Consider the following 26,876-nt stretch of genomic DNA (forward strand, 5'->3'; position numbering starts at 1 on the left):
AAAACTACATCGCAAACAATGTACTTGAGGGACGTCGTGCGGTTCAGGCCTGTCATTTTGATCATTGCCGCATCGTTTGCCGTTTTCGGTATGGTTTCCGGCGCGCACGCGACCGAGCAAAACCGTACCATCCGCATCCCGGTCAAACAGGCCGATATGGATGGCCTGGACGCCTGTATCCGCAGCGGTTCCGAGGATTGCCGGAAATGTCGGCAGGCAAACCAGTCAAACCTGTCACTGATGCAATATACATTGCTGCGCGAAGCACTGGCAGCAGGTGGTTTTGATGCCACTGTCGAGCCGGTGCTGTCCCCGAATTCGGAACGCAGCCGCAAAATGATCGAGGCAGGCCAGGCCGATGTCAAAACCGACTGGATATTCAATATCGCAACCGATGACAGCACGCTTCGGACGGAGCCGCTTTTTCTGACCGGCGAAATTGAAAAGGGTCTTTATGCCCGACGGGACTTCATTGATGCGGACCGTCAAATCGGACTTGCCGATATCAAAACCATGCGTGCCGTTGGCATCCGGAACTGGCGGCTTGACTGGCAGGTCCTTGAAAGCCTGTCACCAGCAACGCTGAGCAGTGCGGCAACCACCATACAGGTCTTTGCCGTGATTGATGCCGGGCGGGCTGATTTCACGCTTCTTGAATTTTCATCGCAGGAAGATATGGGCCGCGAGGTTGACGGCATCCGGCTTTACCCGATCCCGAACGTCAAAATATCCCTGCCCGCCACACAGCATTTCATGGTCTCGGCCCGGCTTGAAAATGCCGACAAGGTTGTCGACGCCCTGAACCGGGGCATCAGGACACTGCGTGAAAGCGGTTTCATCCAGCGCTGTCTGGTCAATAGCGGCGTGATCAATCCGGCTGTCGCCTATTGGCAGACCCTGAATTCGATGACGGAAACGATCCGGGCCGAACCCGCGACCGTTTCCACGCAGTAAATTCGCCACTGATTTTCGGACAGCTTTAAGCAAACGCGACGTCGCCTAAGGCCACTTTGCTTCGGGCGGGAGAGACATCAGGATGGCTTCGGTGTTGCCGCCGGTCATCAGACCAAAGCGCGTGCCGCGGTCATGCAGCAGATTGAACTCGACATAGCGGCCGCGTTTAACCAGCTGTGCCTGACGGTCTTCGTCGGTCCAGGATTTGTTGTAATGGCGCGCCACCAGTTTCGGATAGATATCGCGAAACGCCATGCCGACATCCCTGGTAAAGGCAAAATCCTTGTCCCAGTCGGCATCAAGGTAATCATAGAAAATCCCGCCAACGCCACGTGGTTCATTACGGTGCGGCAGCCAGAAATATTCGTCGCACCATTTTTTGAAGCGGTCGTAATAATCATCACCGTGGGCATCGCAAGCAGCCTTCAGCGCGCCGTGGAAATCGGCGGTATCGGCTTCTTGCGGGAATACCGGGGTCAGGTCAGCACCGCCGCCAAACCATGCCTTGGTGGTGACGATATGGCGGGTATTCATATGCACCGCCGGGACATGGGGCGAACAGGGATGGGCCACCAGTGAAATGCCCGCCGCCCAGAAATTCGGGTTTTCGGCGGCACCGGGGATTTCAGCGCGGAATTTTTCGGAAAATTCGCCATGCACGGTCGAGATATTGACCCCGACCTTTTCAAACACCCGGCCCTTCATGACCGACATTTCGCCGCCACCTTCATTGGTGCCGCGTTCCCAGACCGTGCGTTCAAACCGCCCGGCCGGACGATCCGAAAGCGGTCCGGTATAGCTGTCTTCAAGTGCCTCGAAGCTGGCACAGATTTCATCACGGAGCTGACGGAACCACGCCTTTGCCGTTTCCTTGCGGGTTTCGATCAGGGTTGCGTCTGTGCTGCTCATTGCGTCCTCTTTGGAAAACTGTTGGTCTGACGGAGCGCCTCGCCCAGCGTCATCGCGGTTGCCATTGCCACATTCAATGATCGCATTCCCGGCTGCATCGGGATCACCACACGGGCATCGACATAATTATGAACCGGATCGGGCACGCCTTTGCTTTCGGAGCCCAGCATCAGGATATCGTCGGCGCGAAATTCAAAATCGCAATAGGGTTCCGCCCCCTTGGTGGTCAGCAGAACCAGCCGACCGGGAACCGTGCCTTTATCGCGGGCCTCAACGAAGCTGCGCCAGTCGGCATGGCGTATATAATCAGCCTTGCCGAGATAATCCATGCCCGCACGCTTGAGCGCAGCAGATGTCAGCAAAAATCCGCACGGTTCGATAATATCGACCGGTAAACCGAAACAGGCCGCCATGCGCAGGATCGTTCCGGTATTTTGCGGGATGTCAGGTTCAAACAAACAAATTCTCATGGCGTTCTTTTAGAGCCTGTTTTGATCAGATGACATCGATTTTATATGTCATTTGCAAACTGCCGTGAAAGGCTATGCGGTGTGACCGGATGAAGCCCGTATCAGAGATACAGACTGTACCGGACAAACACCAGATTCGTGACCGACGCCGGTCGAATCAGTTTCACAGAGACAGAAAATTACCCGTAAACAGCCCTATTAGACTTTTTTGGAATAAGAAAAACCAAAGGACTAAACCATTGGTGCACAATGGGCAGGATACCCGCAATTACGCTAGGTTTTACCTAATTGTGCACTGCAAAACCAAATGGTCTTGTTGAATGCAAACAAATTGCAACTCCAAGTTCTCCTTAACAAACCGGTTTTTTGTTAGTATGACGGACCAGAAACAGGGCTAAAGGCTTTTAGTGACTTCATTGTTTGATTTTCATCAAGGGAAATTGAACGAGGATGTCCTAAGTCTTGCTTTTGGCAATCCACATGCCTGTTTTGGGGGCAGAAAGAGGGATAAATTATGTCGCAAACGGTGCATTCTTCCGGCGATCACCAGCCGGACGAGAACCGCAGGGATTTCCTGACCTTGGCGACCACAGCCGTTGGTGTCGTTGGCACCGGCGTCGCACTGTGGCCGTTCGTGGACAGCATGAACCCGTCCAAAGATGTTCTCGCGCTTGCCTCGGTCGAGGTCAGCCTTTCCAACATTCCCGTCGGCCAAGCCGTCAAAGTTATGTGGCGCGGCAAGCCGGTCTTCATCCGACATCGAACCGAGCGCGAAATCAATGAAGCCGAAGAGGTTGCATTGAACGAGCTGGTCGACCCGCAGTCTGATGAAGCGCGCGTTGAGAAAAAGGAATGGCTGATTGTCGTCGGTGTCTGCACCCATCTGGGCTGCATCCCGATGGGCACCGCTACGGGCGAAGCGCGTGGCGATTTCGATGGTTGGTACTGTCCGTGCCACGGGTCGCACTATGATACTTCGGGACGTATCCGCAAGGGTCCGGCGCCGAAGAACCTTGAGGTGCCGACTTACACCTTCCTCACTGACACGACAGTCAAGATCGGCTAGGGAGCAGTAAGATGAGCGCACCTGTCTGGAATAATAAAGTGGTGAAATGGGTTGATGACCGCCTTCCGGTCTTCACCATGCTGCATCACTCTGCATACGAATATCCGACACCGAAAAACCTGTCCTATATGTGGAACTTCGGTTCCCTGGCGGGCTTTGTTCTGGTGACGATGATCCTTACCGGGATTTTCCTGGTGATGAACTATACCCCGCATGCCGATATGGCCTTCTGGTCGGTCGAGCGCATCATGCGTGATGTGAACTATGGCTGGCTGATCCGTTATATCCATATGAACGGCGCATCGATGTTCTTCATCTGCGTTTACATTCATATCTTCCGCGGCCTGTATTACGGGTCCTACAAGGCACCGCGCGAGGTGCTTTGGTGGATCGGCATCCTGATCCTTCTGGCAATGATGGCAACCGCCTTCATGGGTTATGTCCTGCCGTGGGGCCAGATGTCATTCTGGGGTGCGACGGTTATTACCAACCTGTTCTCTGCCTTCCCGATCATTGGTGATCCGCTGGTGACCTGGCTTTGGGGTGGTTTCTCGGTTGATAACCCGACACTGAACCGGTTCTTCTCGCTGCATTATCTGATGCCGTTCGTCATTCTGGGCCTTGTTGTCCTGCATGTCTGGGCGCTGCACAGCGTGCGGTCGAACAACCCGACCGGCGTCGAAATCAAGACCCCGCAAGACGCGATTCCGTTCCACCCGTACTACACGATCAAAGATCTGTTCGGGATGGGCGTGTTCCTGATCTTCTTCATGTTCTTCGTGTTCTTTGCACCGGACTTCTTCGGCGAGCCGGACAACTATATCCCGGCCAACCCGCTGGTAACGCCGCCGCACATCGTTCCGGAATGGTACTTCCTGCCGTTCTATGCGATCCTGCGTTCCATCGACTTCACCGTCTTTGGCATCCCGGCAAAGCTGCTTGGCGTTCTGGCGATGTTCGCATCCATCATCGTGCTGTTTGTTATTCCGTGGCTTGATACCTCGAAAGTACGCAGCTCGAAATTCCGCCCTGTTTACAAATGGTTCTTCCTGATCCTGTTCATTGACTGCTTTGTCCTCGGATATTGCGGCAAGAAGGCCCCGGACGACTATTTCATGGGCATTGAAGGCCTGAAGGTGATTGTCGTTGGTCAGTTGGCAACGCTTTACTACTTTGCGCATTTCCTTGTGGTCATGCCGATCGTGGGCAAGTTGGAACGGCCCAAACCGCTTCCGACCAGTATCAGTGAATCCGTACTCAAGGAGGGTGCCAATGCGTAAGTTTGCACTGACCGCAATTGCCGCTGCCTTTGCTGTAACGGCATTTACCGGAACTGCGGCCAAGGCATCGGGGGCTACCCCGGTGCCGCCGGCACAGACCTGGAGCTGGGACAACCTGTTTGGCACGTTTGACCGTGCACAGCTGCAGCGTGGTTTCCAGGTTTACAAAAACGTCTGTGCGGGTTGCCACAGCCTTCGCTTCATTGCTTTCCGTAACCTTGAAGGTATCGGTTTCAACGAAGACCAGATCAAGGCAATCGCCGCCGAGTATGACATCGAGGACGGCCCGAACGATGATGGTGACATGTTCACCCGTCCGGGTATCGCGTCGGATTACTTCCCGTCTCCGTTCGCCAATGACAAGGCAGCAGCCGCGTCGAACGGTGGCGCAATTCCGCCCGATCTGTCCCTGATGGCCAAGGCCCGCATGAATGGCCCGGATTACATTGTAGGTTTGATGACCGGCTATGAGGAAGAAGCTCCTGAGGGCTTCAGCCTGTCGGAAGGCAAGCATTACAACCACTACTTCCCGGGTCACCAGATTTCCATGGCACCGCCGCTTTATGATGAAGCGGTCGAGTATACCGATGGAACGCCGGCAACCCTTGAGCAGCATGCGCATGACATCGCAGCGTTCCTGAAGTGGACGGCACAGCCGGAACTTGAAGCCCGTAAAGCAATGGGTATCAAGGTTCTGCTGTTCCTGATCTTCCTGACCGCAATGCTCTATGCGGTGAAACGCAAAATCTGGCGCGATATCGAACATTAAGTTCGAATATCTGTACCATATTCAAGACAGGCCATCGTTCTGCGGTGGCCTGTTTTTCTTTTGCCTCAAACCATAACTGAAACATTTTCATTCATTACAAACCCAGGATTTATTCCAATAGAACACATGCACTACTTGAGATTGACCTCATTCCACTGATATGCCTAATATTCATCGAAATGGATATGTCAAATCAGGTCTTCGGGGGAACCAGGTGGATGTCTCATAAAGGACTATCGGCTATCTTGATCGCGGTGGGACTGGTTTATGTTCTGCCCCATTCTGTGAATGCAGACGAAACACAAAACACACTGCGCAGTGCCGTTGGTCAGTCGGCACAATATCTGGCCCAGAATCAGACCGAAGCAGCTGCCCTTTCGCTTGTGGAAGGCGGTATTGATTACTGGATGGCAGATGTCGGCGAATCCCTTCCTGAATGGGTAAAAAGGTTTGAAGTCGAAACCGGTGTCAATTCCGATGGCGATTTCAACTGGTCGGTGCTGACCGTTCAGCCGCTTTATCAATCCGACAATCTTGAACATACTTTCTTTACCCAGCTTAGCCAGCAGCGATATGACTATCTCGACCTGAACCGGGATGTCACCAATATTGGTCTGGGATATCGCAAGTTGTTTGCTGATAATACCGTGCTTCTCGGGGCCAATACCTTTTTTGACTGGGAATGGGAACGCCAGCACAAACGCGCCGGTTTCGGCGTCGAAGCCAAATGGTACGGTCTGGATTTTACCGGCAACACCTATTACGGACTTGGCGGTGCATCGACCAAGGGATTGACCGGCGATACACGCGAAGAGGTTCTGGATGGTTATGATCTCGAACTTGGCGCACAGGTTCCCTATCTGCCATGGCTGAAGGTTTATGGTAGTCGCTATGTCTGGGATTCTGAACGCAATAACGATGATATCAAGGGATGGAAAACATCGCTTTATGCTGATCTTCATCAGAATTTCTCGATTGAGGCAGGCTGGCAGGACGATAATTTCTCCGAAGAGGAAGTTTTTGCCCTGGTGTCATTCCGGTTCGGGTTTGGTGCAGAAGAGAAAGGGAAAAAACCCGTTGCACTAAGCACCGCCTTTGTCACGGATCAGGCATGGGAAATGCGTGATATGTCGACCCATACACTCGACAAAGTCAGACGCAACAACCGTATCGTTGTCGAACGTGTCAGTTCGGGCGTGGTTATTACACGAGGGGATTAATCCATGAAGAACGTCATCACTTCTCTGGGCATTACCGGATTGATCCTATTGCCCAACATCGCCCAATCCGCGATCCCCGGAACTGCAAGCCAACCGTCCGTATATGAAGTAACAGTCACACAGGTTGAACTGTGTTCAGATGCCGCCTGCACCGAAAGTTATATTGCCGGATCGGGCAGCCAGTCCTTTGATATTTCATCTGCCACCGCCGGGTCGGATGTTGGCAGTTATACCGACCTTTCGGGCATTCCGCTTTTCCAGACATGGAGTCATGTCCGGGTCACCATATCGACCACCATCAATATAGGTGCAACCTGGAATGATGGCACAGACAATTGCGGCACCAGCAATCCGGTACAGGCCAGCGGTCATACGCAAACATATGGGGCACCGGCAAACGGAACCGCAACCCCGGCGGCCTTTGTCATCCCCAATATCGGCTTTAACGGAATCACATCGGCTGACTATGACGGCTTTAACCTGAGCAAGAGCAACGGGGCCGGGACAGCCGTTATTACCTATCCACTCAATGCGCCTTATACCTGCAAGGGTGTTATGCCAAGAATCGCAGTTGAGTTTAACACCAGCGAGGCCTTTGGCTATGTTGATCCGGGTGCCGGTCAATGCGGTGCCTTTCCAAGACCACCAGAAGTTACCATTACGGTGACAGACCCATAAGCCCGGCATTTCCCGAAGCCCGCCCCAGAGGCGGGCTTCTTACTAGGCAAAGTAATCCGAAACCAGTTGGTCAATCACGCCGCTGTCGCGCATTTTAGCCAGAACCGTATCAAGGGCATCCGCAAAGGTATTGCGCCAGGGCCACTGGTTTTCGGGGTCGGGGCCATAGGCAAGAAATCCGTATTCCTGACCAATGATCGCGGTTTCGTCAAACAGGCGCGTTATATTCCTGTCGACATCAAGTTCGCGCATACCATCGAGAATGGCCAAACGTTCATTGACATAGCAATCGACCCGGCCCGCCATCATAAAACGCAGGTTGCTTGCGGTTGTATTGGCTTCTTCCAGAACGATCTCGCCCTGATCAACCATTTTAAAGAAGGCATCACCGGCCAGTTTGTAACCGGCATTATTGGCGAAACGTGCGCCCGCATAATCGGCAGGAAAATGATTAAGCTCGCGGCGATTTGCATAGTCACTGCTGCAAATCGCGACGACGGTTTCGCGCAAAATCGGGATGGAATACCGTTCGATCCAGTCGCGTTCCAAACGTTGATAAGGCGGGAAAAATCCCATCACCGTCCCGTTCCTGAGAAGATCCATGCCGCGCCGGAACGGAACATTGACGATTTCAAGGTCATATTTCGGTAGCCTTGCAACGGCTTCCTTCAGGATGCGGGTATAGATGCCGTCCGGTTCGTCCCCATCAAGAAAGGCATAGGGAACGTTGCTATCCTCGCTATAAAGGGAGACGGTTATCCTGTCCTGTGCAGATAAGGGCCGACCAGACAGCAGAATGACCATCATCGCCAACAGCAGCACGCAAATACCGGTGCGGGCCGGTTTGGCACCGCACAGACGATGGTAACAGCATCCTAAATCCATTCCGGCATTCTCTTTGGGGGCAGAACCCATTAATGACCCGATATTGATGTTGTGGCACCGAATTAAATTAGAATAATCGAAATTACTGTGCGCACCATCACATGCCCGCACTTTATTTGCCTGCCGCACTATTCAGGAGCGATCCGTTTCGGCGACAGGATCATCCATCCTGTCAGAAGCGACCTGTTTACAGGACAGGGAACAGGGTTCGTCAAGCTCAAGGCGATGCGGGTGATTGCCCTCGGCCGGGCGGAGCGGCGAGACCGATACCGGGATATGCACCAGACGGCGTTTGCGTGATGGCGTGCCGGTGCTGGCATAAAGCTGTTTGCCGGCTTCGACAATCGAGACACCGGCAAAGGCCTTGAACAAACGTGATCCGATATTTTCAAACAATTGCGACCAGCGCAGGAATAAACGACGCCGGGTTGGCGGCAGGAACAGGGCGCGGCTGTGCTGGATCGGCAGGAACATGTTTTCACGCATCAGGTTTTGAAGCTGTGACACGCTATAGGGATGGCCATAGCCAAAGGGTGTTTTTTCCGACCAGGACCAAAGCGAGCTTCGGTTCGGGGTCACGACCACGATGCGGCCATTGGGGGTTAACACCCGCCAGCATTCGCGCATCAGGCGGCGCATGGAATCGGAATGTTCGACCAGATGAACCAGCAAGATGCGATCAACCGAACTATCGGGCAGCGGCAACATGGTTTCTTCGGTCAGGGCGACGCGGTTTTGTTCGTCGGCGGGCCAATGCACGCAGCCCTGGCGGGCGGGCATGAAGGCCATGACGCGTTCGGCCTCGCCAATGAAGGGGCGGAGATAGGGCGTGGCATAGCCAAAACCAAGGACGCGCATGCCGCGCACATCCGACCACATCACGCGCAAACGCCTGCGGATCAGGCGCCGGGCGGCCTGTCCGGTACTGCTGGCATAAAAACGGTGAAGATCAACAACATCCTGCGGCATCCGGTAAACCTATCATCACCTTTCTTGCACGGGAATATCTTTACGCTCAATCCGGGTCACATAGAATGTCAAAATCTTTGGATTTTGGGAGATTGTTTCAAGACAGTCGTTGCTGATAGTCTTGGCAGATAATTCCATTTTGCAGTCCAGAGGTACGCCATGGCCGCCGGCGAAGTCATCGTTATCCCGTGTCTTTCAGACAATTACACCTATCTTGTGCGCTGTCATTACAGCGAAGTCACCGCGGTCATTGATCCGGGCGAAGCGGGACCGGTGATTGCCGCCCTTGAAGAACGCGACTGGAACCTTGATCTGGTGATCAATACCCATCACCACCATGACCATATTGGCGGCAATGCCGAACTGATTGAAAAATACGGGGCCAAACTTTTGGGACCGGCGGCAGAAACGGCACGCATTCCGAATATGGACGAAACCTGTGCCGAGGGGGATCAGGTTCTTGTTGGGGATTTGAAGGGCCGGGTTTTTGACGTGCCGGGCCATACGACCGGGCATATCGCATTTTACTTCCCGGCGGTGACCGCCCTGTTTTCGGGTGACAGCCTTTTTGCGCTGGGCTGCGGGCGGTTGTTTGAAGGAACACCGGCACAGATGTGGGAATCGCTTTGCAAGTTCCGTGATCTTCCGGCCAGCACCCAGATTTATTGCGGCCATGAATATACCCAATCCAATGCCCGCTTTGCCAAAACCATCGAGCCTGATAACCCGATCCTGATTGCGCGATGTCAGGATATTGACGGATTGCGTGCACGCAATTTGCCAACCATTCCATCGCGTCTTGATGTCGAACTGGCAACCAATCCGTTCCTGCGCGCCGACGAGGCCGGCATTGCGGCCAATCTTGGCATGAGCGGCAAAAGCCCGGTCGAGGTCTTTACCGAGATTCGCAAACGCAAAGATCATTTCTAGGATTCCGTCATCATGGAAATCGGGCAATTGATCCGGCAGATCCGTGCGGCACAGACCGGCACGGATCGCCTTATTGTCGCAATCATCGGAGCACCGGCATCGGGCAAATCAACCCTGACCGAGGCCTTGTGCGAACAGCTTGGCGGTGACGCGGCAATCGTGCCGATGGACGGTTTTCATTTTGATGACGGGATATTGAAAGAACGCGGACTTTTGACGCGCAAGGGGGCACCCGATACCTTTGACGTTGGCGGGCTGAAACGCACCCTGGCAGCCCTTCGCGAAGATGCGGAGGATGATGTTTATGTGCCGGTTTTTGACCGCAAACTTGAAATTTCACGCGGGTCGGCCCGTGTGATTTCGCACCATCACCGGGTGATCCTTGTTGAAGGCAATTACCTTTTGCTTGATCAAGCGCCTTGGGATCAGCTTGCGGGCTTGTTTGATCTTTCGATCTATCTTGAGGTGCCCGAAGAGACCCTGCGCGCAAGGTTGCTGGACCGGTGGCATGGATTGGGCTTTGATCGCCAAACCGCGATTGCCAAGGCCGAACACAATGACCTGCCCAATGCCCTGACCGTCACCCGGCACAGCAAACCGGCCGATATCACCCTTACAAACGGGTAATGAATTTCCCATCAAGCAATATTGCACCCAACCAGTCGATCACAGCACGGACATGGGGCAGATGACGTTTGTCCTGATGGGTCAGAAGCCAGACTTCGCGACCATCGGGGCGATAATCCGCGAACCGTTCAAGGAAATCGATCCGCTCGCCAACACACAGCGGCAATAACGCACAGCATGCATGGCCGGTCATCATCGACACCATGATTGATCCGCGATTGGCATAACCCAGTGTGTGACGATCCGGGAAATGATCGGCCAGCCATTTCTGTTCGGGCTTGTCGGCAAAAAAATCATCCAGATCAATCCAGGGCAAAGCATTCGGATCAAGCTCCGCAATCGGTTGCCCGTTCGGATTGCAATAGATGCCATATTCAAGATAACCGAGCCTTCGGATATGAAACGCCCCGCTATCGGGCCGGGCAAGGCGAATGGCAATGTCGGTTTCGCGTTGTGGCAGGCTTAGATTGCGGTTGGCCCCGATCAGTTCCAGCGCGATTTTGGGAAAGCGTTGATGCAGATCGGCGATATGCGGGGCGACGCAATCTTGCAAAATCGCATCAACCCCGGTCAGGCGCACGATGCCGCCAACCGACGGCACATCACCTTGATCCAACGGTTCACGGGCCAGCAAATCCGATACCTTGTCCTGCATCTGCATGGCGGTTTGCAACAGAGTCTGGGCGCGTGCCGTCGGGGCAAGGGCGCGGCCATCACGATGCAAAACAGCATAGCCCAACCATTCTTCAAGCCGGGCGATCCGGCGCGCCACCGTGGTTTGATTAACGCCAAGCTCGCGGGCGGCGGCACTCATATTCCCGGTCTGACAGACATGGGCAAAGGTGCGCAATCCTTCCCAATCCAGTGACATGGCATGCTCCAATACCTGCGTTTACGCAGATTATAATCGAATTAATGCCGCTGGATAATGCAAATTCGCAGCGACATGATGGGCATCAACGAAATGATCCAAGGATGTGAAAAATGACTGCGAAAACCATTTTTGATCTTGCCGGTGCGACCCTTGTGACCGGAACGCCCGACGATGCGGCCCTTATTGTGATTGATGCCCAGGAAGAATATCGGGATGGCAAATTGAAACTGTCGGGTCTTGAGCCCGCCCTTGCCAATATCCAGAAACTTCTGGCCCATTGGCGGGCACGGGGCGGCACGATCATCCATGTGCAGCATCATGCCACCGGTCTTTTTGACCCAAGCGGCCCGTATGCCGCAATCATGCCCGAAGTCGCCCCCAAGGAGGGCGAGGCAATCCTGACCAAATCGGTGCCAAGTTCATTCGGCGGCACCAGACTTGAGGAACTCCTTGTCGAAGGCGGTTTCAAACAGGTCGTCCTGACCGGCTTCATGACCCATGTCTGTGTTTCGACCACCGCCCGGGTTGCCGATGAAAAAGGATACGGGGTCACTGTGGTTTCAGATGCCACCACTACCCGCGACCTACCCAATGCCATCAGTGGCAAAACCGTTCTGGCCGCCGACCTTCACCAGCACGAACTGACCATGCTTGCCGATACCTTTGCCAAGATCGTCTCGACCGGAGATGTTCTTGAGGCATAGCTTCATGACGGCCTGACAGGTCGAGACATGTTCCCAACGAAAAACGCCCCGCATATGTGCGGGGCGTTTTGGGTTTCGGTCCGAGACCGGATCAGAACATATGTTGTCCACCATTGATCGACAGGCAGGAGCCGGTGATGAAGCCCGAATTCGGGCCGCAGAGATAAAGGATCGCCTGCGCGATTTCATCGGCTTCGCCCAGCCGGCCGACCGGGATTTTGGCAATGATGCCTTCGAGAACCTTTTCCGGAACAGCCGCCACCATGTCGGTATTGATATAGCCCGGTGCGATGGTGTTGACCGTGATGCCCTTGCGGGCGACTTCCTGGGCGAGTGCCTTGGTAAAGCCGTGCACGCCGGCCTTGGCCGCGGAATAGTTGGTCTGGCCCAGTTGCCCTGCCTGTCCGTTGATCGAAGAAATGTTCACAACCCGGCCATAGCCGCGCGCGCGCATACCTTCAAGAACCGGCTTGGTCATATAGAACAGCGAGCTGAGATTGGTTTCGATCACAGCGGCCCATTGTTCGGTTTCCATTTTATGCATGAAACCGTCACGGGTGATGCCGGCATTGTTGATCAGGATATCAATCGGGGCGACTTCCGCCTCGACCTTGGCGATACCCGCAGCACAGCCATCGGGGTCCGCGACACTCCATTTATAGGCCGCAATACCGGTTTCATCGGTGAAGGCCTTTGCGGCCTCCTCATTGCCAGCATAGTTCGCAACAACGGTATATCCCGCATCCCTGAGCGACAGGCTGATTGCCTTGCCGATTCCGCGCGTTCCACCGGTTACCAGTGCTGTTTTTGTCATGGTCGCCTCCCTAAACTTCGTTCATCAAGCCTGTCTTCATAACGATTCTCGTAGTTTGCCCTTCTACGACACACGTAACTTTAGTCCATAAATACACTTATATACGTAACTTTATTTCTTCTCCATGATCTATATCAGCCAAGCGGTTTAGTCTTTCGTCGCAGCGCACAATAAAAGCGCACATAAACAAACAGGGCATCCCCGCCTGAGGACGCCCTGCCTGTTGATCAGATTAAAGAAGAGCTTTGCTTAGCGTTCGACGCACAGCGCAACCCCCATGCCGCCGCCAATGCAAAGCGTCGCGAGACCTTTTTTCGCGTCACGTTTCTGCATTTCATAGAGCAGCGTGGTGAAGACACGTGCGCCCGATGCACCGATCGGATGGCCAAGTGCGATTGCGCCGCCATTAACGTTAACCTTGTCGGTATCCCAGCCCATATCGCGGTTCACCGCAATCGCCTGGGCGGCAAAGGCTTCGTTGGCTTCGATCAGGTCAAGATCAGCGGCCGACCAGCCGGCTTTTTCAAGGGCCTTTTTCGAGGCTGGGATCGGGCCGGAACCCATGATTGCCGGATCAACACCCGCAGTCGCCCAGCTTTTGATTGTTGCAAGCGGGGTCAGGCCACGCTTGGCGGCCTCGGCGGCGGACATCACGACAAGGGCAGCAGCCCCATCATTGATGCCCGATGCGTTACCAGCCGTCACCGTGCCTTCCTTATCAAAAGCCGGGCGCAGTTTGGCCATGCTTTCGGCAGTCGCACCGTGGCGCGGATATTCGTCAGCATCAAAGACGATATCGCCCTTGCGGTTGGCGATGGTGACAGCAGCAATTTCATCATTGAAACGACCGGATTTCTGGGCGGCTTCGGCCTTGTTCTGGGAACCGGCGGCAAAGGCATCCTGTTCTTCGCGCGAGATACCCCATTTGGCAGCAATGTTTTCTGCGGTATTGCCCATGTGATAGCCGTTGAAAGCGCACCACAGGCCGTCCTTGATCATGCTGTCGATGAATTTGACATCGCCCATTTTATGACCGGCGCGCAGATGCGCGACATGGGTCGAAAGCGACATGTTTTCCTGGCCACCGGCAACCACGATATTGGCATCCCCGGTCATGATCTGCTGGGCGGCAAGGGCCACCGTGCGCAGGCCCGAACCGCAAACTTGGTTGATCAGAAAGGCGGTTGCACGATCCGAGATACCGGCACCAATGGCGGCCTGACGGGCGGGGTTCTGTCCCTGACCACCGGTAAGAACCTGACCGAGGATGACTTCATCCACCGCGTCCCCTTCAACGCCTGCGCGTTCCAGTGCAGCCTTGATGGCAATTGCACCCAGATCGTGCGCCGGTGTATTTGCCAGCGTGCCACTGAATGCGCCGATTGGTGTACGTGCTGCACCTACAATTACGACGTCGGTCATGAAACCCTCCGATATATTCCTGATTACGTTTCCCCGGACCGGGCAACGATCTTTTTATGCTGCCCAGACATGGTCCTTGGAACGATATTATCGCACTGCAACAATTTTCCAAGCCCTGATGCTTACCACTTTCGGGCAGTCCGTTTGAACAACATCCCAAAGCCGAGAAACATCGTGTCTTAGCATAACCTGTGATTAAGAGTGTGGGGCCATTGACCGGCAATCGCAAGAGCGCAGAGCAATTGTCATGAATTTGAATGCGACAGATCAAAAAAAAGGCCGGGTACGTCATCACGCCCCGGCCGGTTGGAAGATGGTTTATCTTACGTCATAGATTTCAGCCTGCCCGGCCTTGAGACTATAGATCTCGAACGGGGCTTCCTTTTGCCCGCCCATTCCGGGCGATCCCATCGGCATGCCCGGCAAGGTGATTGCGGTGATATCGGGACGTTCTTCGAGCATTTTCAAAATGGTTTCGACCGGCACATGACCACTGATGGCATAACCGTCAATCATGGTCAGGTGACAGCCCTGCATCTCATCGGGAACACCGGCCATACGGGCGATATCATACACATTTTCATCATTGGTGATCGTGACATCAAAACCATGCGCGCGCAGATAATCCCCGTGCATGGTGCAACATCCGCAATTCGGGTTCTTGATGATTTTGGCTTCGAGATTTGCAGCATGGGCCGCAACCGATGACAGGGTCATGACACTTGTTGCTGCCAAGGCGATCAACAGACGTGACCCATATTTTTTCAGAGATTTGGACATTTTATATCCTCATAAAATCAAAGAACGCGGATGACACCGGACATGCCACCGACCTTGTGTTCAAGAATGTGACAATGGATCAGCCAGTCACCGGGATTGTCTGCAACAAAGGCAATTTCGACCCGTTCGCCCGGTGCAATCAGCACCGTGTCGATCCAGGGTTGATAAGGCACCGCAACATCATTGCGGGCCAGCAGACGAAAGGCATGGCCATGCAAATGAATTGGATGAAGCCAGGCGGTCGCATTCATCAGGGTCAAATGACAGGTTTGTCCGCGGTCCACCGTTACCAGAGGCCCGTCGCCATCACGATCCGGGTCACGCCCGTTCACCGCCCAGACATTGCCTGCGCCAAACATGGACCGCATCATATTGGCCATGCCGCCCATGCCCGCCATGTCGCCCGAACCCGTGGCACCGGAAACATCCACGCCCATATGACCAAGCATTTCCGGGGTGATGTGCCGGGATTTGATCATTTGCTGAAGAATCATGTCGCCCATCATGCCACCGCTATAAATCAGGTTCTGACGGATGGCCTGATCAAGATCGGGTTCAGGCAAGGGATTGGGTTTTAACGCCATATCCCAGTCGGCCACGCGGTCGCGTACCGCAGCCCCGGCAACCACAAGAGTGGCGAGGGTATTTTCCATACCGTCATAAAAGCGGTCCATTACCGGAAATGACGTTTTCCCGGAAACAGGAACGTCGATCACCAGATCACACCGCATCCCCGGTCCAAGCAACAACATCGGCGTATCAAGGGCATGCGGTGTTACCGGATGGCCGTCCAAGGCGATCACCGTCGGGGCAAGACCGGCAAAATCGAGTGCGAAAATCCGACCGTTTGCCGCATTGAGAAGACGCAGACGAATACGTTCGCCCGGACGCACAGTAACATCGTCGGGCACCTTGCCATTGATTGTCACCACATTGCCAATCCGTCCGGCATGGCCAACATCATGCATGGCATTAAAGCCGTTATCGATTGCTGCGGTTTCATCAAGCCGCCAGTCATCAAGCATCCAGACCAGTTCACGATCAACGCGGAGCGGTTCGGCTTCTTCGACGATCAGGGGACCATACAGCCCACGGCCAAGCTGTTCGGTGGTATTGGCATGTGGGTGATACCAATATGTCCCGGCATCGGGCAGATCAAACACATAATCAAAACTGTCCCCGGGTTTGACCGCCGTCTGGGTCAGGCCGGGCACACCATCCATGGCATTGGGCACGCGGATGCCATGCCAGTGAATGGTTGTTTCCTGCGACAGGTTATTGACCAGCCGGGCGCGCAGGCGTTGCCCTTGGCGCATACGGATTTCAGACCCCGGAACGGTTCCGTTATAGGCCCAGACATCAGTCGGATAGGCCGGGTTCGAGACAAGGTTTGCCCGCGCGGCACCGGCGCGCAAAACTACATCAGACGAACCAGAGGCCGGTATTTCACCCGCATATGCACGTGCAGGCACCAAAGGCCAGCCGCGGGTTGCGACAATCCCGACGGCCGCCGCCCCGCCCAGCAGGAAACCCCGCCGGGAGGAAAGGAAGGAAGATTTGCAAGTCATCAGACAATCTTTCCTGAACAGGTTTATGGATCACCGCACAAGCCCGAAGCCGGGCATGATACGGTAACAAAACAGGCTGTCAGTCCGTTAAGACCGACAGGGAAATCAGGAAAGCATTCTCGGAGGGGAAGGATCAGGCACATGTGACAGGCCGGTCGCCCGATCCATGGCAGGCAGGACCGTCAGTAATCGGCGTGGCAAGACGACATCGCCGATCATTGCAATTTCAGGCATCACTACAATGGCACAGAGGAAATGGCAGGCCGGACTTGCCCCGGCCATTTCGGTGCAATCATCACAATTCTCGGCATCCTTGATGGCGGCATGGCGGGACATGGAACTTTCGCCCGATATCATGGATGTGACGTTGTCGGGTGCCGTAACATCAACGGCCATGCCCCCGTCATTCATCAGGCCATCATAGCCCACGCCAACATTGCCCAAACCGCCATGCACAACCGCACCGCTGGTAAATACCAGCAGGAAAAAGGTCATCAGGATGCGCGCAAGGTTTTTCATGATGGGTCAGCTTTACCCATCAAACCGGCCAAGGTCCATGATTTTAATCAAGGGGTGCCGACGATATGGGTTTGCGCAAGACCGGCACGCCGTCTGAGTTCATTGGCAGCCAGTTTGGCATTATCAAGCTCGTGCTTTTTCAGCAGGTAGTTCGTCGGGTTTTCGGTTTGCGAAAGCAGCGAGAGCTCAAGATCAAGTTTTTCGACCAGCTGATCAGCCTTTTGAACATTGAGTTGCTGGGTATAGAGGTTTTGTGCAGCCGTTTCGGCAGCTTGTTCTTCTGCCTTCTTGGCATTTTCACGGGTTGTCGGATCAATCGTTGTTTTAAGGGCTGTACTGATTTCCGGTTTTGCATCGTCGAGAATATCGGCAATTGCGATCAGGAATTTGTTGGCATCCTTGGTCTCGGCCAATTCGACCTTGGCGGTAATGGCACCGCGGTTTGTATTGTTGCGAAGGGCTCTGATATTGCCGGCAAGCTTGGCACCTTGTTCCGCCAGGTTCTTCCTGGCGTCATCAAACGATTGAATGGCGGGCTCTGCCAGATTGTAGGAGGCTGAAACCCGGCGGTTTTCACGTTCCAGCCGTTCCTTGGCACGGTTGACAGCCGCGGGCTTTTTACTGGCATTGGCATCATCCTGAAGCCTGTCGAGCGTGTCTTCGGCGGCAACCAGCTTCGTATCAGCCAACGCCGTAACCGTACGGAGCGTTTTGCCATCCTGAACATTCTGATCGTACTGATCCGCACCATTACGGGCCAGATTTTGCAACTGACTGTCGACTGCCAGCTTGCTGGTTTCCAAGGCCTGGATTGAACTTACCAGCGACGTCAAACCTGCGGGGATGGATGGCAACGGAATCCAGGCAGAACCATGACCGGCCATCGCGGTTTCATCAAGCGATACACCGTTGGCAACATCTTTAAAGATCAAGTTCGTCACGCCGAATACCTGATCGGCACCGTTCGTCCCACCGGGTCGCTGGAAGGTAACGGTCATCGCCAAATCACGCTGGGAGCGCCAAACATCGCGTGCCCCGTAATATTCAAGTCGTTTGCTGAGAAGATGGAAGGAATTGTTGTCCGTGGACGGGACAATCCGGGCTTCGTAATAGAATGCAAGCGCGCCGGTAATTCCTGTCAGCTTTTCAAGAATTGCGGCCTTTTCCTTATAGGCCTCGCCATTCCAAGGGGCGCGATCATGGGACGCAGCACCCGGCACGACATTGCCCATGGCCACAATCAGACATCCGAAATCAGGGGACACAACAATGTCGTTTGAGCCATCAGCCAGTGCGTAGGCGTATGAGGTGGTTACGGTGTTAAAGATCGGTTCGTTGGTTTCCTCGCCCGCCTTGCGCACGGCGGCAGCAAGTGCATTGACACCGCTATCAATCGCTTTGGGGATCAGGGCCGCCCCCAACATGCCGAGGATCGGGACACTTTCGCCTGAATCTGCGGATTTGGTGCCCTGAATACATTGATGATTGATCACTGCGCGCGCCTCTATGCGCTGTGCCGGTGTGGAGGTTTCGGCAGCAGGTGCCGAGCCTGTCTGAACAGTGCCGCATGCAGACACAAGGAACAAGGCGGTGACGGCAAAGCCGTTCATGACAGTCGATTTCATTTTTCCCAATTTCCCCGAAAGTTTGCCGCGACTGATCACTGAAGATCGGCCATCAGATTTCCGGCCATAAGTGTGGCCATGTTTGATGATTCATAAAATAGCCCGGTTCCGCAGGACGCATCCTGATTGCCGCCGGAAGAATGCAGCCCGACCACCTCGATCCCGCCATCACCATGAAGGGAGAAGACTGGTGCACCGCTAAACCCGCTTGTTGTGTTACAGCCATGAACAAGGCAGCCGTTATTAAGCTGAAGAACAAAGCACATATTTGCAGACGACCAGCGCAGTTGATCACGCCAGTCATCTGTGACGAGATAGCCGTTGATACCGGGCGTGGTCAGGGCCTGAAGCGGTACCGGTTCATTCATGTTGATCGCCGGAAGGTCCGTATCACGGGTATCGACCGGCAGGATGACATAATCGTCGCTTGTTGGAATGGCACCGGATGAGGATGGCGCAGCCAGCTGAACGTAATCAAGCACATAGGGTTTTGACAGATCGCCCAACAGATAGAGACGGACCATGCCATATTGCAGATAGTCGTATTGCGCCTTTGTGCTGCCCTTTGATTTATCAAAGAAGCAATGCTTGGCCGTGACAATTTTGGTTTTGGAAAAACGCAACGCCGTACAAAAGGCGGTCTCTTTGCCGTCCTGTTCGATTGTCAGAAAGCCGACGGTGCGTTCGATGCCAGTATCCCTAAGCGGCAAGGGAATATCGGAAATAGGGGACAAACACGCCCGGTCGAATGCCACGGCCTCGGGCGGTGTCGTCGAACGGTCGGTATTAAACGCCACCCGAAGGTTGAGAGACATCTTCGCGCAAGTGTTCCATGTCACCTTGCGGAGTTCTTCGGGCAGGATCAATCGACCGGCGGGCAGTTGTGCCGCCCCCGCAACAACCCCGTCAGGATTTGTCGGATAGAGAATATCAGACGGAATTCCGGCAAAGATTTTCTGTCCAAGTGGCGATCCGAAAATACCGTCCGGATTTGCCGGATATTGGATTTCGGGTCGTTGATCACCACCATCCAAGACGCTTCCGAAATTTGGTGAATATCGAATATCAAATATCTGTTGTCCGGGTGGAGATTGCCAAATCCCGATTGGGTTGACCGGCTGGGTCGGATAGGCTGGATAATCCCTCAGAAGCGGTAACACCACATTACCGCTCGCTGCTGCCGGCAATAGGTCATAAATCCTACCGGCATCAAGCGCATTACCTTGACCGGATATTATCGGAACGCCATATCGGTGCAAAAAATCATCAGGCATTTGCAGAGCCTTGAATTCCGGCTGTGCTTCTAATTGATAGCCGCCAGTTCCAAGCGTCTGCGCTGATGCAGACTTCAACGACAGCAGTGATGCTATCGCAGCAACAATAAATGATCTGAATTTTTTCGATGTTTGCATCTGGCCCCCGCCCCGCCGAGCGAGAGGAATATAGCAAAGCGGACCGAAAACCTCAATCTTGAGTTGATTGAGGCAAAAATCATTTAAAGTATGCTTGGTCAATAACGATGGGAAACCAACACCAAAGGTACCCGGCTTCTATTACAGGGCGATTGTCACATCATCCTTAAGCGTTTCAGTGACGATATAGGTGCGATACCAGACGATATTGTCGTCAGCATCAAAAAGCGTTTCGCACAGGGCTGTATATTCGGCCATGTCGCGCATGTGCAAAACCAGAACCCCGGTAACTTCGCCGGTCACGAGATAGCATTGCTGAACCGCGGCAAGGCTTTTGACTTTGGCGATGAAGTCCTTGCGGTAATGATTGCCGTGCCGGTGGAATTCGAGATTGATCACCGCGGTCAGGGGACGGCCGATATGGGCCGGATCGACCACCGCCACGGTTTTGCGGATCACCCCGTTTTCGCGCAGTTTGGCCACCCGGCGCAAAGCCGCCGAGGCCGAAAGACCGATCTTTTCGGCCAGTTCGGTATTGGGGATATCTGCGTCAAGCTGCAACAAACGCAGGATTTTCAGATCGATCTGATCCAGTTCGGCCATCTTCGCACAACTCCCAAGCGTTTTTTACAATATTACACCGACATATTGCGCAAGTTTGCACCATGATGTTGCGGGCTGACAAGTGTTTGGTTCTGCAGGTAATTGTCAAAGCTGACTGGATCAAGCTGGATTAGGCGGGATTAAGCGGAAATAGTCGGTTGGCATCCCTTCAAAAATTCCGCTGGACCGAACAGATCAATCCAGCGGAACAGGATAGCCTATATTTGCAAAGCCCGATCCGGGCTTTGCGCGCAGACCATTTGACTAGCTGATAACTGTCTGGCGCTGGGAACCAAGCCCTTCGACCGAGAGTTCGACGATATCGCCCGCCTTCAGGAAGCGCTGTGGGCTGAGGCCCATGCCGACACCTTCGGGTGTGCCGGTTGCGATGACGTCGCCCGGCATAAGGCGCATGAAGCCCGACATATAGGATATGATTTCGGCAACCGGGAAAATCATGTCAGCGGTCGAGCTGTTTTGCACGGTCTCGCCATTGACAGAAAGTGTCAGGGTCAGGTTCTGAGGATCACCAACCTCGTCCGTTGTTACCAGCCACGGCCCCATCGGGCCGAAATTCGGAGCCGATTTCCCCTTGATCCATTGGCCGCCACGTTCGATCTGATAGGCGCGTTCGCTGACATCGTTGATCGTGCAGAAACCCGCAACATAATCAAGCGCCTCGTCCTTGGTCACATAGCTGCACGGGCGGCCGATGATGATGCCAAGCTCAACCTCCCAATCGGTTTTGACGGAACCGCGCGGCAAAATGATCGGATCATTCGGCCCGCAAATGGAGGATGTGGATTTTGAAAACAGCACCGGTTCTTTGGGTTCGGGATTGTTGGTTTCGCGCGCATGACGCGCATAGTTCAAACCGACCGCATAAAAGTTACGCGCAGCCCCGACGCAAGCACCAATACGTGTGCCGGGATCAATAATTGGCAAATCAGCCAGATCACGATCGGCCAAGGCCGCCAACTGGTCGCAGGTTATGGTTTCCGGGGTGAAATCGGCAATCAGGTGACCAAGGTCGCGGATATTGCCATCCTGATCGAGGCATCCGGGCTTTTCGGCCCCAATCGGTCCATAGCGGAGAAACTTCATCTTTCAGTCCTTTTTAAAAGTGTTTTTCAGATGCGCTGTCAGGCCGAGCGCAAGATCATGTCAGCGGCTTTTTCCGCAATCATCACCACCGGCGAGGCGGTGTTTCCCGATACAATTCGCGGCATGATGGATGCATCAATCACCCGCAAACCATCGACCCCGCGTACCCGCAATTGCGGGTCAACCACCGCACCGTCATCAATGCCCATGCGGCAGGTTCCGACGGGATGGAAAATGGTTGTGCCAATGTCACCGGCGGCACGGGCGAGACTGGCGTCGTCTGTGATGTCCGCGCCGGGCAGGTTTTCAGAAGGGGCATATTTTTTCAAAGCAGGCATGGTCATCAATTGCCGTGCCTGGCGCAATGCGCGCACGGCGATATCGACGTCGCTTTCAGTGCTTAGATAGCGTGGCGAAATATCGGGATGGGCCGACAGGCCGGCGTTGGTGATGTGGGTGGACCCCCGACTGTCCGGGCGCAGGTTGCAGACCGATACCGTCACAGCCGGATAGGGATGAAGTGGTTCGCCCAGCTTGTCGGTTGATAGCGGTTGAATGTGATATTCAAGGTCCGGCGTTGCCAGTTCGGGGCGACTTTTGGTGAAAATTCCGAACTGGCTGGGTGCCATCGACAACGGACCGGAACGGTTCCACAAATAGCTTGCCGCCATGCCGATCTTGCCCGACCAGGAATTGGCGATCTGATTAAGGGTGCGGGCATTTTCGACCCGGAAAACCATGCGCAGCTGAAGATGATCCTGAAGGTTTTCACCAACATCTTGCCGGTCGCGATAGACATCAATGCCCGCATCCCTAAGACGATTGCCCTGCCCGATGCCTGATGCTTCCAGCAGCAAGGGCGAATGGATCGCACCAGCGGCAAGAAGGATTTCTGCCTTGGCGGAAGCGGTATGAACCACACCGTCCTTTTTGAATTTCACGGCCTTTGCACGGCCATCCTCAAACGTGATTTTTTGAACATGGGCATGGGTCAGAAGCCGCAGGTTGGAACGTTGGAGCGCCGGTTTAAGGAAAGCGCGTGCGGCACTCCAGCGGCGGCCGCCATTCTGGTTCACCTCGAAATAGCCGGCACCTTCGTTGTCCCCGCCGTTGAAATCATCGGTCGGCGGTATTCCCATTTCCTGTGCCGCGCGCTGAAAATCATCAAGCAAGTCCCATTTAAGGCGCTGGCGGGCGACTTTCCATTCACCGCCCTGCCCGTGAATATGGCCATCTCCATCAGGCCGATCCTGGGAGCGGATGAAATAGGGCAGCACATCATCCCAACCCCAGCCGGTATTGCCCATCTGCGCCCAGCCGTCATAGTCCGCAGCCTGACCGCGCATATAGATCATGCCGTTGATCGAGCTGCATCCGCCAAGAACCTTGCCGCGCGGATAGGCCAGCTGGCGTCCGTTCAGGCCTGCTTCGCGGGTGGTTTTCATCATCCAGTCGGTGCGCGGATTGCCCATGCAGTAAAGATAGCCGACCGGAATATGGATCCACGGATAGGTATCTTTGCCGCCCGCCTCGATCAGAAGAACACGGTTGGCGGGATTGTCGCTAAGCCGGTTTGCAAGCACACATCCCGCCGTTCCGGCGCCAATGATGATGTAATCGTACTCGCCGTCTAAAGTGCGTGTCATGTCGATACCTGGAAATTTGGTCTAGTAAATTGCAATTGCCGGGAAGAGAACCAGCAGGCCAACGGCCAGCACCTGCAGGCATATGAACGGTGCGAGGGATCGAAATATCTCGCCAAGGGTGATGTCGGGTGGCGTCACGCTTTTGAGGTAAAAGGCGGCCGGCCCGAATGGCGGTGTCAGGAAAGAGACCTGCATATTCATGGCAAACAGCACGCCGAACCAGACCGGGTCATAGCCAAGATGCAGAATGATCGGCACGAAAATCGGCATGGTCAGAAGTGCGATCCCCACCCAGTCGAGAAACATGCCAAGGATGAACAGAATCAGCATCATGAACAGGATGATGACCATCGGTTCGTCCGAAATGCCGATGATCAGCTGCGAGATAAAGCGAATACCCCCCATCAGGTTATAGACCCCGACCAGCGCACTTGCGCCGATACCGATCCACATGATCATGCCGACGGTTGCCAATGTATGCATGGCCGCATCAAGCAACATGCGCAGCGAGAATTCTCCGCGCAAAATGGTGGAAAGGATGACCCCGGCAACGCCAATCGCGGACGCCTCGGTCACCGAGGCGATGCCGCCATAAATCGATCCAAGAACGGCAAAGACGACAAGAAACGGAAGAACAAGACCGCGTAGCAAAGGCAGGTTATCGCGGACCGAGGCACGTTCGACCGGGGTTGGCGGGGAGGCGTTCGGATCAAGATAGGAGCGCAGCAAAACATAGGCGACATAAAGCCCGGCCAGCATGAAGCCCGGCAGAAAGGCCGCGGTAAACAAATCCCCGACCGAGACATTGGCGGTCAAACCATAGATGATCAGAACAATGGAAGGCGGCACCATCGTGCCAAGCGATCCGCCAGCACATACGACACCAATCGCCAAGCGCCGGTTATAGCCAAGGCGCAGCATCTGAGGCAGGGCGACAAGGCCAAGCAGCACAATTTCACCGCCGATAATACCACTCATCGCGGCAAGAATGACGGCAACGAAAATCGTCTGAACGGCAACCCCGCCGCGCAACCGACCGCCGATCAGCTTCATTGCGTCAAACAGATCACGCGCAATGCCCGACCGGTCAAGGATGGCTGCCATCAGGACGAACATCGGCACCGAGACAAAGACAAAGGACGACACGAAACTGTAAACGCGGCTGGTGATCAGGGGCACCGAGCTTGGCCCAAACCAGCCCACCGCAAAAATCAGCGCAACAAGCAGGGTCACCATCGCAAGCGGCGCGCCAGTCAAAAGCAGCGCAACCAGAAGGGCGAACATCACCAATGTTCCCCAGCCGATCCCCAGCGCCTTGAGGTTCAGTCCAAGATCAAGAAGGTCAAACATCGTCATGCCCTTGTGGCGCGTTGCGGCCACGTGCGTAATTGAAAGTGAGGATGAAGAACTGGACGCTCATGACCACGAGCACGCAGAGCATGAATATTTTCAAAACTGCGGGCGCGGGCGAGTTCCAGGCACTGCCGGTGGTTTCCAGAAAGAAACTGCCATCGGGGCGAAACATCGCCTTTTTCACCATCAGCCAGGCGGCCCATGCGAAAAACAGACTGACACCAAGGCAGGCAATTGAAATGACCACATCAAGGACACGGCGTGCCGATGACCTGACAACATCATAGATCAGGACAACGCGGATATGCGTGTTGCGCGCCACACAATAAAGCCCGCCATAGATAAAGGTGACGGCACTTAAGAATATTGATGTCTCGTGCGCCCATACGGTCGGACGGTTGAACACATAGCGCAGGAAAACTTCCATCACGAGGATCGCCATGGCAGCGATGATGCAAATCGCAAAACCGCGTGCAACAAGGGTGATGACACGTCCAAGCCAACCGGCTTGTGGCAGATAGTCCAATTGGGGTGTATCGGATTGGGGAAAATCGGGCGTGGCAGGGGTATGATCGGGAAGCACTGACATGGCAGACCAATCGTTTAAAGCGGAGCAATGATCGGGGAGAGGTCCGGGCGCATTACCTGCGCCCGGAGGCATCCTGTCAGTTCAAGAGACCTTGGGATTTCAGATATTCGGTCAGCAGGTCATAGACCTTTTGTGCGTTCTCGGAGCTTGCGGCGACTTTTGACCACTGACCCATGGCAATAGCGCGGAACTTGGCGCGTTCTTCGGCCGGCCAGTTATGCACGGTGATCGAAGGATCTGCTGTGGCTTCTGCCAATGCTTTGAGATCGTTCATCGACAGTCTGGCGACGGCATCCTGGGCAAAGTCACGAACCGAAACGGTCATGATTTCCTGCAGGTCTTCGGGCATCGAGTTCCATTTTTCAAGGTTCATGGCCACTTCAACCAGCGGCATGGAATGGAAGCCCGGATAGACGGGATGGACGGCAACCTTGTGCAGGCCTTGCTGATGGTTGGTTGAGAACACCGTGGAATCGGCAGCATCAATCACACCTTTATCAAGGGATGTGTAAACCTCGGAATAAGGCAGGTTCACCGGAACGGCCCCGGCCGCAGCAAAGACTTCCTGAATAAGGCCTTCGGGTGCGCGAACTTTCAGGCCTTTGAGATCGGCAACACCATCAAGCGGGCGATCAGAAACAAAGCCTTCAAGGCCGGTTGTGGTCGCGCCGACAAAATGCAGGCCATAGGGGCCTTCAAGTTCGTTCATCAGTTCATAGCCGCCGCCATAATTGATGAAGCGGAACATTTCATCAGGCGAAGCCCATGCGCCAATCGGGTTGGCAATCAGACCGAATGCCGGGTCCTTGCCGGAAAAGTAGCTTACATCGGTGACGTGACCATCGAGAATACCGGCACCGACAGCTTCCTGGGTTTCGTTATATTCCACGACCGAGCCAACAGGCAGAAGTTCGATGGCAATGCGGCCACCCGACATTTTATTGACCCGTTCGGTCCATTCTTTCTGAATGGCGAAGTTCGGGTTTCCGGCCGGGTCAACCGACTGGAAGGTAAGTGAAAACTCCTGTGCAGTGGCGGCGGTGCCACTGAATAGAAGCAGGGCAAGTGCGGCTTTCAGATATGTTGGTTTCATGGTTTTTCCTCCC

27 protein-coding genes are annotated in these 26,876 nt (G+C 54.5%); 9 read left to right on the plus strand and 18 right to left on the minus strand.

Annotation, left to right across the window (positions count from 1 at the left end; all coding sequences use genetic code 11):
• Window positions 1-36: 36 nt before the first annotated feature.
• Window positions 37-954 carry a hypothetical protein gene (locus tag TH19_RS02990; RefSeq protein ID WP_147250700.1) on the plus strand — a complete coding sequence of 306 codons (918 nt, stop codon included), beginning with the start codon at window positions 37-39 and terminating at the stop codon, window positions 952-954.
• 45 nt (window positions 955-999) lie between these two features.
• Here the strand turns inward: TH19_RS02990 and hemF are convergent, their stop codons facing one another.
• Together hemF and TH19_RS03000 are read right to left on the minus strand one after the other, a co-directional pair.
• On the minus strand, window positions 1,000-1,863 hold the full coding sequence (gene hemF, locus TH19_RS02995; RefSeq protein WP_114100862.1) for an oxygen-dependent coproporphyrinogen oxidase: 864 nt from the start codon (window positions 1,861-1,863) through the stop codon (window positions 1,000-1,002).
• Complete coding sequence (locus TH19_RS03000) at window positions 1,860-2,333, minus strand: tRNA (cytidine(34)-2'-O)-methyltransferase (RefSeq protein WP_114100863.1); 474 nt, start codon at window positions 2,331-2,333, stop codon at window positions 1,860-1,862. Before TH19_RS03000 ends, hemF begins: the two co-directional genes overlap by 4 nt.
• 514 nt (window positions 2,334-2,847) lie before the next feature.
• On the opposite strand from TH19_RS03000, the gene petA reads away from it, so the two are divergent.
• The 5 genes from petA (at window position 2,848) to TH19_RS03025 (ending at window position 7,346) form a co-directional block, all read left to right on the plus strand.
• Complete coding sequence (gene petA, locus TH19_RS03005; RefSeq protein WP_114100864.1) at window positions 2,848-3,399, plus strand: ubiquinol-cytochrome c reductase iron-sulfur subunit; 552 nt, start codon at window positions 2,848-2,850, stop codon at window positions 3,397-3,399.
• Window positions 3,400-3,410: 11 nt separating this feature from the next.
• Complete coding sequence (locus TH19_RS03010; RefSeq protein WP_114100865.1) at window positions 3,411-4,679, plus strand: cytochrome b; 1,269 nt, start codon at window positions 3,411-3,413, stop codon at window positions 4,677-4,679.
• Window positions 4,672-5,448 carry a cytochrome c1 gene (locus TH19_RS03015; protein WP_114100866.1) on the plus strand — a complete coding sequence of 259 codons (777 nt, stop codon included), beginning with the start codon at window positions 4,672-4,674 and terminating at the stop codon, window positions 5,446-5,448. The genes TH19_RS03010 and TH19_RS03015 overlap by 8 nt, the downstream gene beginning before the upstream one ends.
• 218 nt (window positions 5,449-5,666) lie before the next feature.
• Complete coding sequence (locus tag TH19_RS03020; protein WP_181846287.1) at window positions 5,667-6,668, plus strand: inverse autotransporter beta domain-containing protein; 1,002 nt, start codon at window positions 5,667-5,669, stop codon at window positions 6,666-6,668.
• A 3-nt stretch (window positions 6,669-6,671) separates the two neighbouring features.
• Window positions 6,672-7,346 (plus strand): hypothetical protein, encoded by a 675-nt coding sequence (locus TH19_RS03025; protein WP_114100868.1) that lies wholly within the window; start codon window positions 6,672-6,674, stop codon window positions 7,344-7,346.
• Window positions 7,347-7,388: 42 nt separating this feature from the next.
• Here TH19_RS03025 and TH19_RS03030 read toward each other — a convergent pair whose 3' ends face one another.
• Together TH19_RS03030 and TH19_RS03035 are read right to left on the minus strand one after the other, a co-directional pair.
• Entirely contained in the window at window positions 7,389-8,231 is an 843-nt protein-coding gene (locus TH19_RS03030) for a substrate-binding periplasmic protein (protein WP_181846288.1), read from the minus strand.
• A 132-nt stretch (window positions 8,232-8,363) separates the two neighbouring features.
• Window positions 8,364-9,200 (minus strand): methyltransferase domain-containing protein, encoded by an 837-nt coding sequence (locus TH19_RS03035; protein ID WP_258547803.1) that lies wholly within the window; start codon window positions 9,198-9,200, stop codon window positions 8,364-8,366.
• A 159-nt stretch (window positions 9,201-9,359) separates the two neighbouring features.
• Here TH19_RS03035 and gloB point away from each other — a divergent pair, with 159 nt between their 5' ends.
• Entirely contained in the window at window positions 9,360-10,130 is a 771-nt protein-coding gene (gloB, locus tag TH19_RS03040) for a hydroxyacylglutathione hydrolase (protein WP_114100870.1), read from the plus strand.
• Between the two features lie 12 nt (window positions 10,131-10,142).
• On the plus strand, window positions 10,143-10,757 hold the full coding sequence (locus TH19_RS03045; protein ID WP_114100871.1) for a nucleoside triphosphate hydrolase: 615 nt from the start codon (window positions 10,143-10,145) through the stop codon (window positions 10,755-10,757).
• Here the strand turns inward: TH19_RS03045 and TH19_RS03050 are convergent.
• Window positions 10,744-11,628, minus strand: a complete 885-nt coding sequence (locus TH19_RS03050) for a LysR family transcriptional regulator (protein WP_114100872.1) — start codon at window positions 11,626-11,628, stop codon at window positions 10,744-10,746. The two genes, TH19_RS03045 and TH19_RS03050, sit on opposite strands and share 14 nt — an antisense overlap.
• Window positions 11,629-11,741: 113 nt before the next feature.
• Here TH19_RS03050 and TH19_RS03055 point away from each other — a divergent pair, with 113 nt between their 5' ends.
• Window positions 11,742-12,335 (plus strand): cysteine hydrolase family protein, encoded by a 594-nt coding sequence (locus tag TH19_RS03055; RefSeq protein WP_114100873.1) that lies wholly within the window; start codon window positions 11,742-11,744, stop codon window positions 12,333-12,335.
• A gap of 91 nt (window positions 12,336-12,426) precedes the next feature.
• On the opposite strand, the gene phbB is transcribed toward TH19_RS03055, so the two are convergent.
• The 13 genes from phbB to TH19_RS03120 form a co-directional block, all read right to left on the minus strand.
• Window positions 12,427-13,149 (minus strand): acetoacetyl-CoA reductase, encoded by a 723-nt coding sequence (gene phbB / locus TH19_RS03060; RefSeq protein ID WP_114100874.1) that lies wholly within the window; start codon window positions 13,147-13,149, stop codon window positions 12,427-12,429.
• Window positions 13,150-13,398: 249 nt separating this feature from the next.
• Window positions 13,399-14,571 carry an acetyl-CoA C-acetyltransferase gene (locus TH19_RS03065; RefSeq protein ID WP_114100875.1) on the minus strand — a complete coding sequence of 391 codons (1,173 nt, stop codon included), beginning with the start codon at window positions 14,569-14,571 and terminating at the stop codon, window positions 13,399-13,401.
• 318 nt (window positions 14,572-14,889) lie between these two features.
• On the minus strand, window positions 14,890-15,351 hold the full coding sequence (locus TH19_RS03070) for a DUF411 domain-containing protein (RefSeq protein WP_114100876.1): 462 nt from the start codon (window positions 15,349-15,351) through the stop codon (window positions 14,890-14,892).
• Between the two features lie 17 nt (window positions 15,352-15,368).
• Window positions 15,369-16,919, minus strand: a complete 1,551-nt coding sequence (locus TH19_RS03075; protein WP_114100877.1) for a multicopper oxidase family protein — start codon at window positions 16,917-16,919, stop codon at window positions 15,369-15,371.
• Between the two features lie 105 nt (window positions 16,920-17,024).
• On the minus strand, window positions 17,025-17,438 hold the full coding sequence (locus TH19_RS03080; RefSeq protein ID WP_114100878.1) for a hypothetical protein: 414 nt from the start codon (window positions 17,436-17,438) through the stop codon (window positions 17,025-17,027).
• Window positions 17,439-17,485: 47 nt separating this feature from the next.
• Entirely contained in the window at window positions 17,486-19,063 is a 1,578-nt protein-coding gene (locus TH19_RS03085) for a hypothetical protein (RefSeq protein ID WP_147250701.1), read from the minus strand.
• Window positions 19,064-19,098: 35 nt separating this feature from the next.
• Window positions 19,099-20,097, minus strand: a complete 999-nt coding sequence (locus TH19_RS03090; protein ID WP_147250702.1) for a trypsin-like serine peptidase — start codon at window positions 20,095-20,097, stop codon at window positions 19,099-19,101.
• Window positions 20,098-20,616: 519 nt separating this feature from the next.
• The gene (locus TH19_RS03095) at window positions 20,617-21,078 is read right to left on the minus strand and encodes an Lrp/AsnC family transcriptional regulator (RefSeq protein ID WP_114100881.1); all 462 of its coding nucleotides are present in this window, start codon (window positions 21,076-21,078) and stop codon (window positions 20,617-20,619) included.
• Window positions 21,079-21,342: 264 nt separating this feature from the next.
• On the minus strand, window positions 21,343-22,182 hold the full coding sequence (locus TH19_RS03100; protein WP_114100882.1) for a fumarylacetoacetate hydrolase family protein: 840 nt from the start codon (window positions 22,180-22,182) through the stop codon (window positions 21,343-21,345).
• Window positions 22,183-22,220: 38 nt separating this feature from the next.
• Window positions 22,221-23,828 (minus strand): GMC family oxidoreductase, encoded by a 1,608-nt coding sequence (locus TH19_RS03105; protein ID WP_114100883.1) that lies wholly within the window; start codon window positions 23,826-23,828, stop codon window positions 22,221-22,223.
• A gap of 21 nt (window positions 23,829-23,849) precedes the next feature.
• Window positions 23,850-25,178 carry a TRAP transporter large permease gene (locus tag TH19_RS03110; protein WP_114101209.1) on the minus strand — a complete coding sequence of 443 codons (1,329 nt, stop codon included), beginning with the start codon at window positions 25,176-25,178 and terminating at the stop codon, window positions 23,850-23,852.
• A complete protein-coding gene (locus tag TH19_RS03115) occupies window positions 25,171-25,770 on the minus strand; it encodes a TRAP transporter small permease subunit (RefSeq protein WP_114100884.1) in 600 nt (199 codons plus the stop codon). Before TH19_RS03115 ends, TH19_RS03110 begins: the two co-directional genes overlap by 8 nt.
• A gap of 76 nt (window positions 25,771-25,846) precedes the next feature.
• Window positions 25,847-26,863, minus strand: a complete 1,017-nt coding sequence (locus TH19_RS03120) for a TRAP transporter substrate-binding protein (protein WP_114100885.1) — start codon at window positions 26,861-26,863, stop codon at window positions 25,847-25,849.
• Window positions 26,864-26,876 lie beyond the last annotated feature (13 nt).

It is taken from the genome of Thalassospira profundimaris, from assembly GCF_003326675.1.
In the GTDB taxonomy this organism is placed as follows: Bacteria; Pseudomonadota; Alphaproteobacteria; order Rhodospirillales; family Thalassospiraceae; genus Thalassospira; species Thalassospira aquimaris.

Excerpts from the sequence above, each read along its gene's own strand:
- TH19_RS03120 (WP_114100885.1), bottom strand. The coding sequence starts at position 26,863 with ATGAAACCAACATATCTGAAAGCCGCACTTGCCCTGCTTCTATTCAGT.
- TH19_RS03065 (WP_114100875.1), bottom strand. The coding sequence starts at position 14,571 with ATGACCGACGTCGTAATTGTAGGTGCAGCACGTACACCAATCGGCGCA.
- TH19_RS03025 (WP_114100868.1), top strand. The coding sequence starts at position 6,672 with ATGAAGAACGTCATCACTTCTCTGGGCATTACCGGATTGATCCTATTG.
- TH19_RS03100 (WP_114100882.1), bottom strand. The coding sequence starts at position 22,182 with ATGAAGTTTCTCCGCTATGGACCGATTGGGGCCGAAAAGCCCGGATGC.
- TH19_RS03070 (WP_114100876.1), bottom strand. The coding sequence starts at position 15,351 with ATGTCCAAATCTCTGAAAAAATATGGGTCACGTCTGTTGATCGCCTTG.
- TH19_RS03095 (WP_114100881.1), bottom strand. The coding sequence starts at position 21,078 with ATGGCCGAACTGGATCAGATCGATCTGAAAATCCTGCGTTTGTTGCAG.
- TH19_RS03010 (WP_114100865.1), top strand. The coding sequence starts at position 3,411 with ATGAGCGCACCTGTCTGGAATAATAAAGTGGTGAAATGGGTTGATGAC.
- TH19_RS03115 (WP_114100884.1), bottom strand. The coding sequence starts at position 25,770 with ATGTCAGTGCTTCCCGATCATACCCCTGCCACGCCCGATTTTCCCCAA.
- petA (WP_114100864.1), top strand. The coding sequence starts at position 2,848 with ATGTCGCAAACGGTGCATTCTTCCGGCGATCACCAGCCGGACGAGAAC.
- TH19_RS03000 (WP_114100863.1), bottom strand. The coding sequence starts at position 2,333 with ATGAGAATTTGTTTGTTTGAACCTGACATCCCGCAAAATACCGGAACG.
- TH19_RS03110 (WP_114101209.1), bottom strand. The coding sequence starts at position 25,178 with ATGTTTGACCTTCTTGATCTTGGACTGAACCTCAAGGCGCTGGGGATC.
- TH19_RS03020 (WP_181846287.1), top strand. The coding sequence starts at position 5,667 with ATGTCTCATAAAGGACTATCGGCTATCTTGATCGCGGTGGGACTGGTT.
- TH19_RS03075 (WP_114100877.1), bottom strand. The coding sequence starts at position 16,919 with ATGACTTGCAAATCTTCCTTCCTTTCCTCCCGGCGGGGTTTCCTGCTG.
- TH19_RS03055 (WP_114100873.1), top strand. The coding sequence starts at position 11,742 with ATGACTGCGAAAACCATTTTTGATCTTGCCGGTGCGACCCTTGTGACC.
- TH19_RS03045 (WP_114100871.1), top strand. The coding sequence starts at position 10,143 with ATGGAAATCGGGCAATTGATCCGGCAGATCCGTGCGGCACAGACCGGC.
- TH19_RS03050 (WP_114100872.1), bottom strand. The coding sequence starts at position 11,628 with ATGTCACTGGATTGGGAAGGATTGCGCACCTTTGCCCATGTCTGTCAG.
- TH19_RS03015 (WP_114100866.1), top strand. The coding sequence starts at position 4,672 with ATGCGTAAGTTTGCACTGACCGCAATTGCCGCTGCCTTTGCTGTAACG.
- TH19_RS03035 (WP_258547803.1), bottom strand. The coding sequence starts at position 9,200 with ATGCCGCAGGATGTTGTTGATCTTCACCGTTTTTATGCCAGCAGTACC.
- TH19_RS03085 (WP_147250701.1), bottom strand. The coding sequence starts at position 19,063 with ATGAAATCGACTGTCATGAACGGCTTTGCCGTCACCGCCTTGTTCCTT.
- TH19_RS03080 (WP_114100878.1), bottom strand. The coding sequence starts at position 17,438 with ATGAAAAACCTTGCGCGCATCCTGATGACCTTTTTCCTGCTGGTATTT.
- TH19_RS03105 (WP_114100883.1), bottom strand. The coding sequence starts at position 23,828 with ATGACACGCACTTTAGACGGCGAGTACGATTACATCATCATTGGCGCC.
- hemF (WP_114100862.1), bottom strand. The coding sequence starts at position 1,863 with ATGAGCAGCACAGACGCAACCCTGATCGAAACCCGCAAGGAAACGGCA.
- gloB (WP_114100870.1), top strand. The coding sequence starts at position 9,360 with ATGGCCGCCGGCGAAGTCATCGTTATCCCGTGTCTTTCAGACAATTAC.
- TH19_RS03030 (WP_181846288.1), bottom strand. The coding sequence starts at position 8,231 with ATGGATTTAGGATGCTGTTACCATCGTCTGTGCGGTGCCAAACCGGCC.
- phbB (WP_114100874.1), bottom strand. The coding sequence starts at position 13,149 with ATGACAAAAACAGCACTGGTAACCGGTGGAACGCGCGGAATCGGCAAG.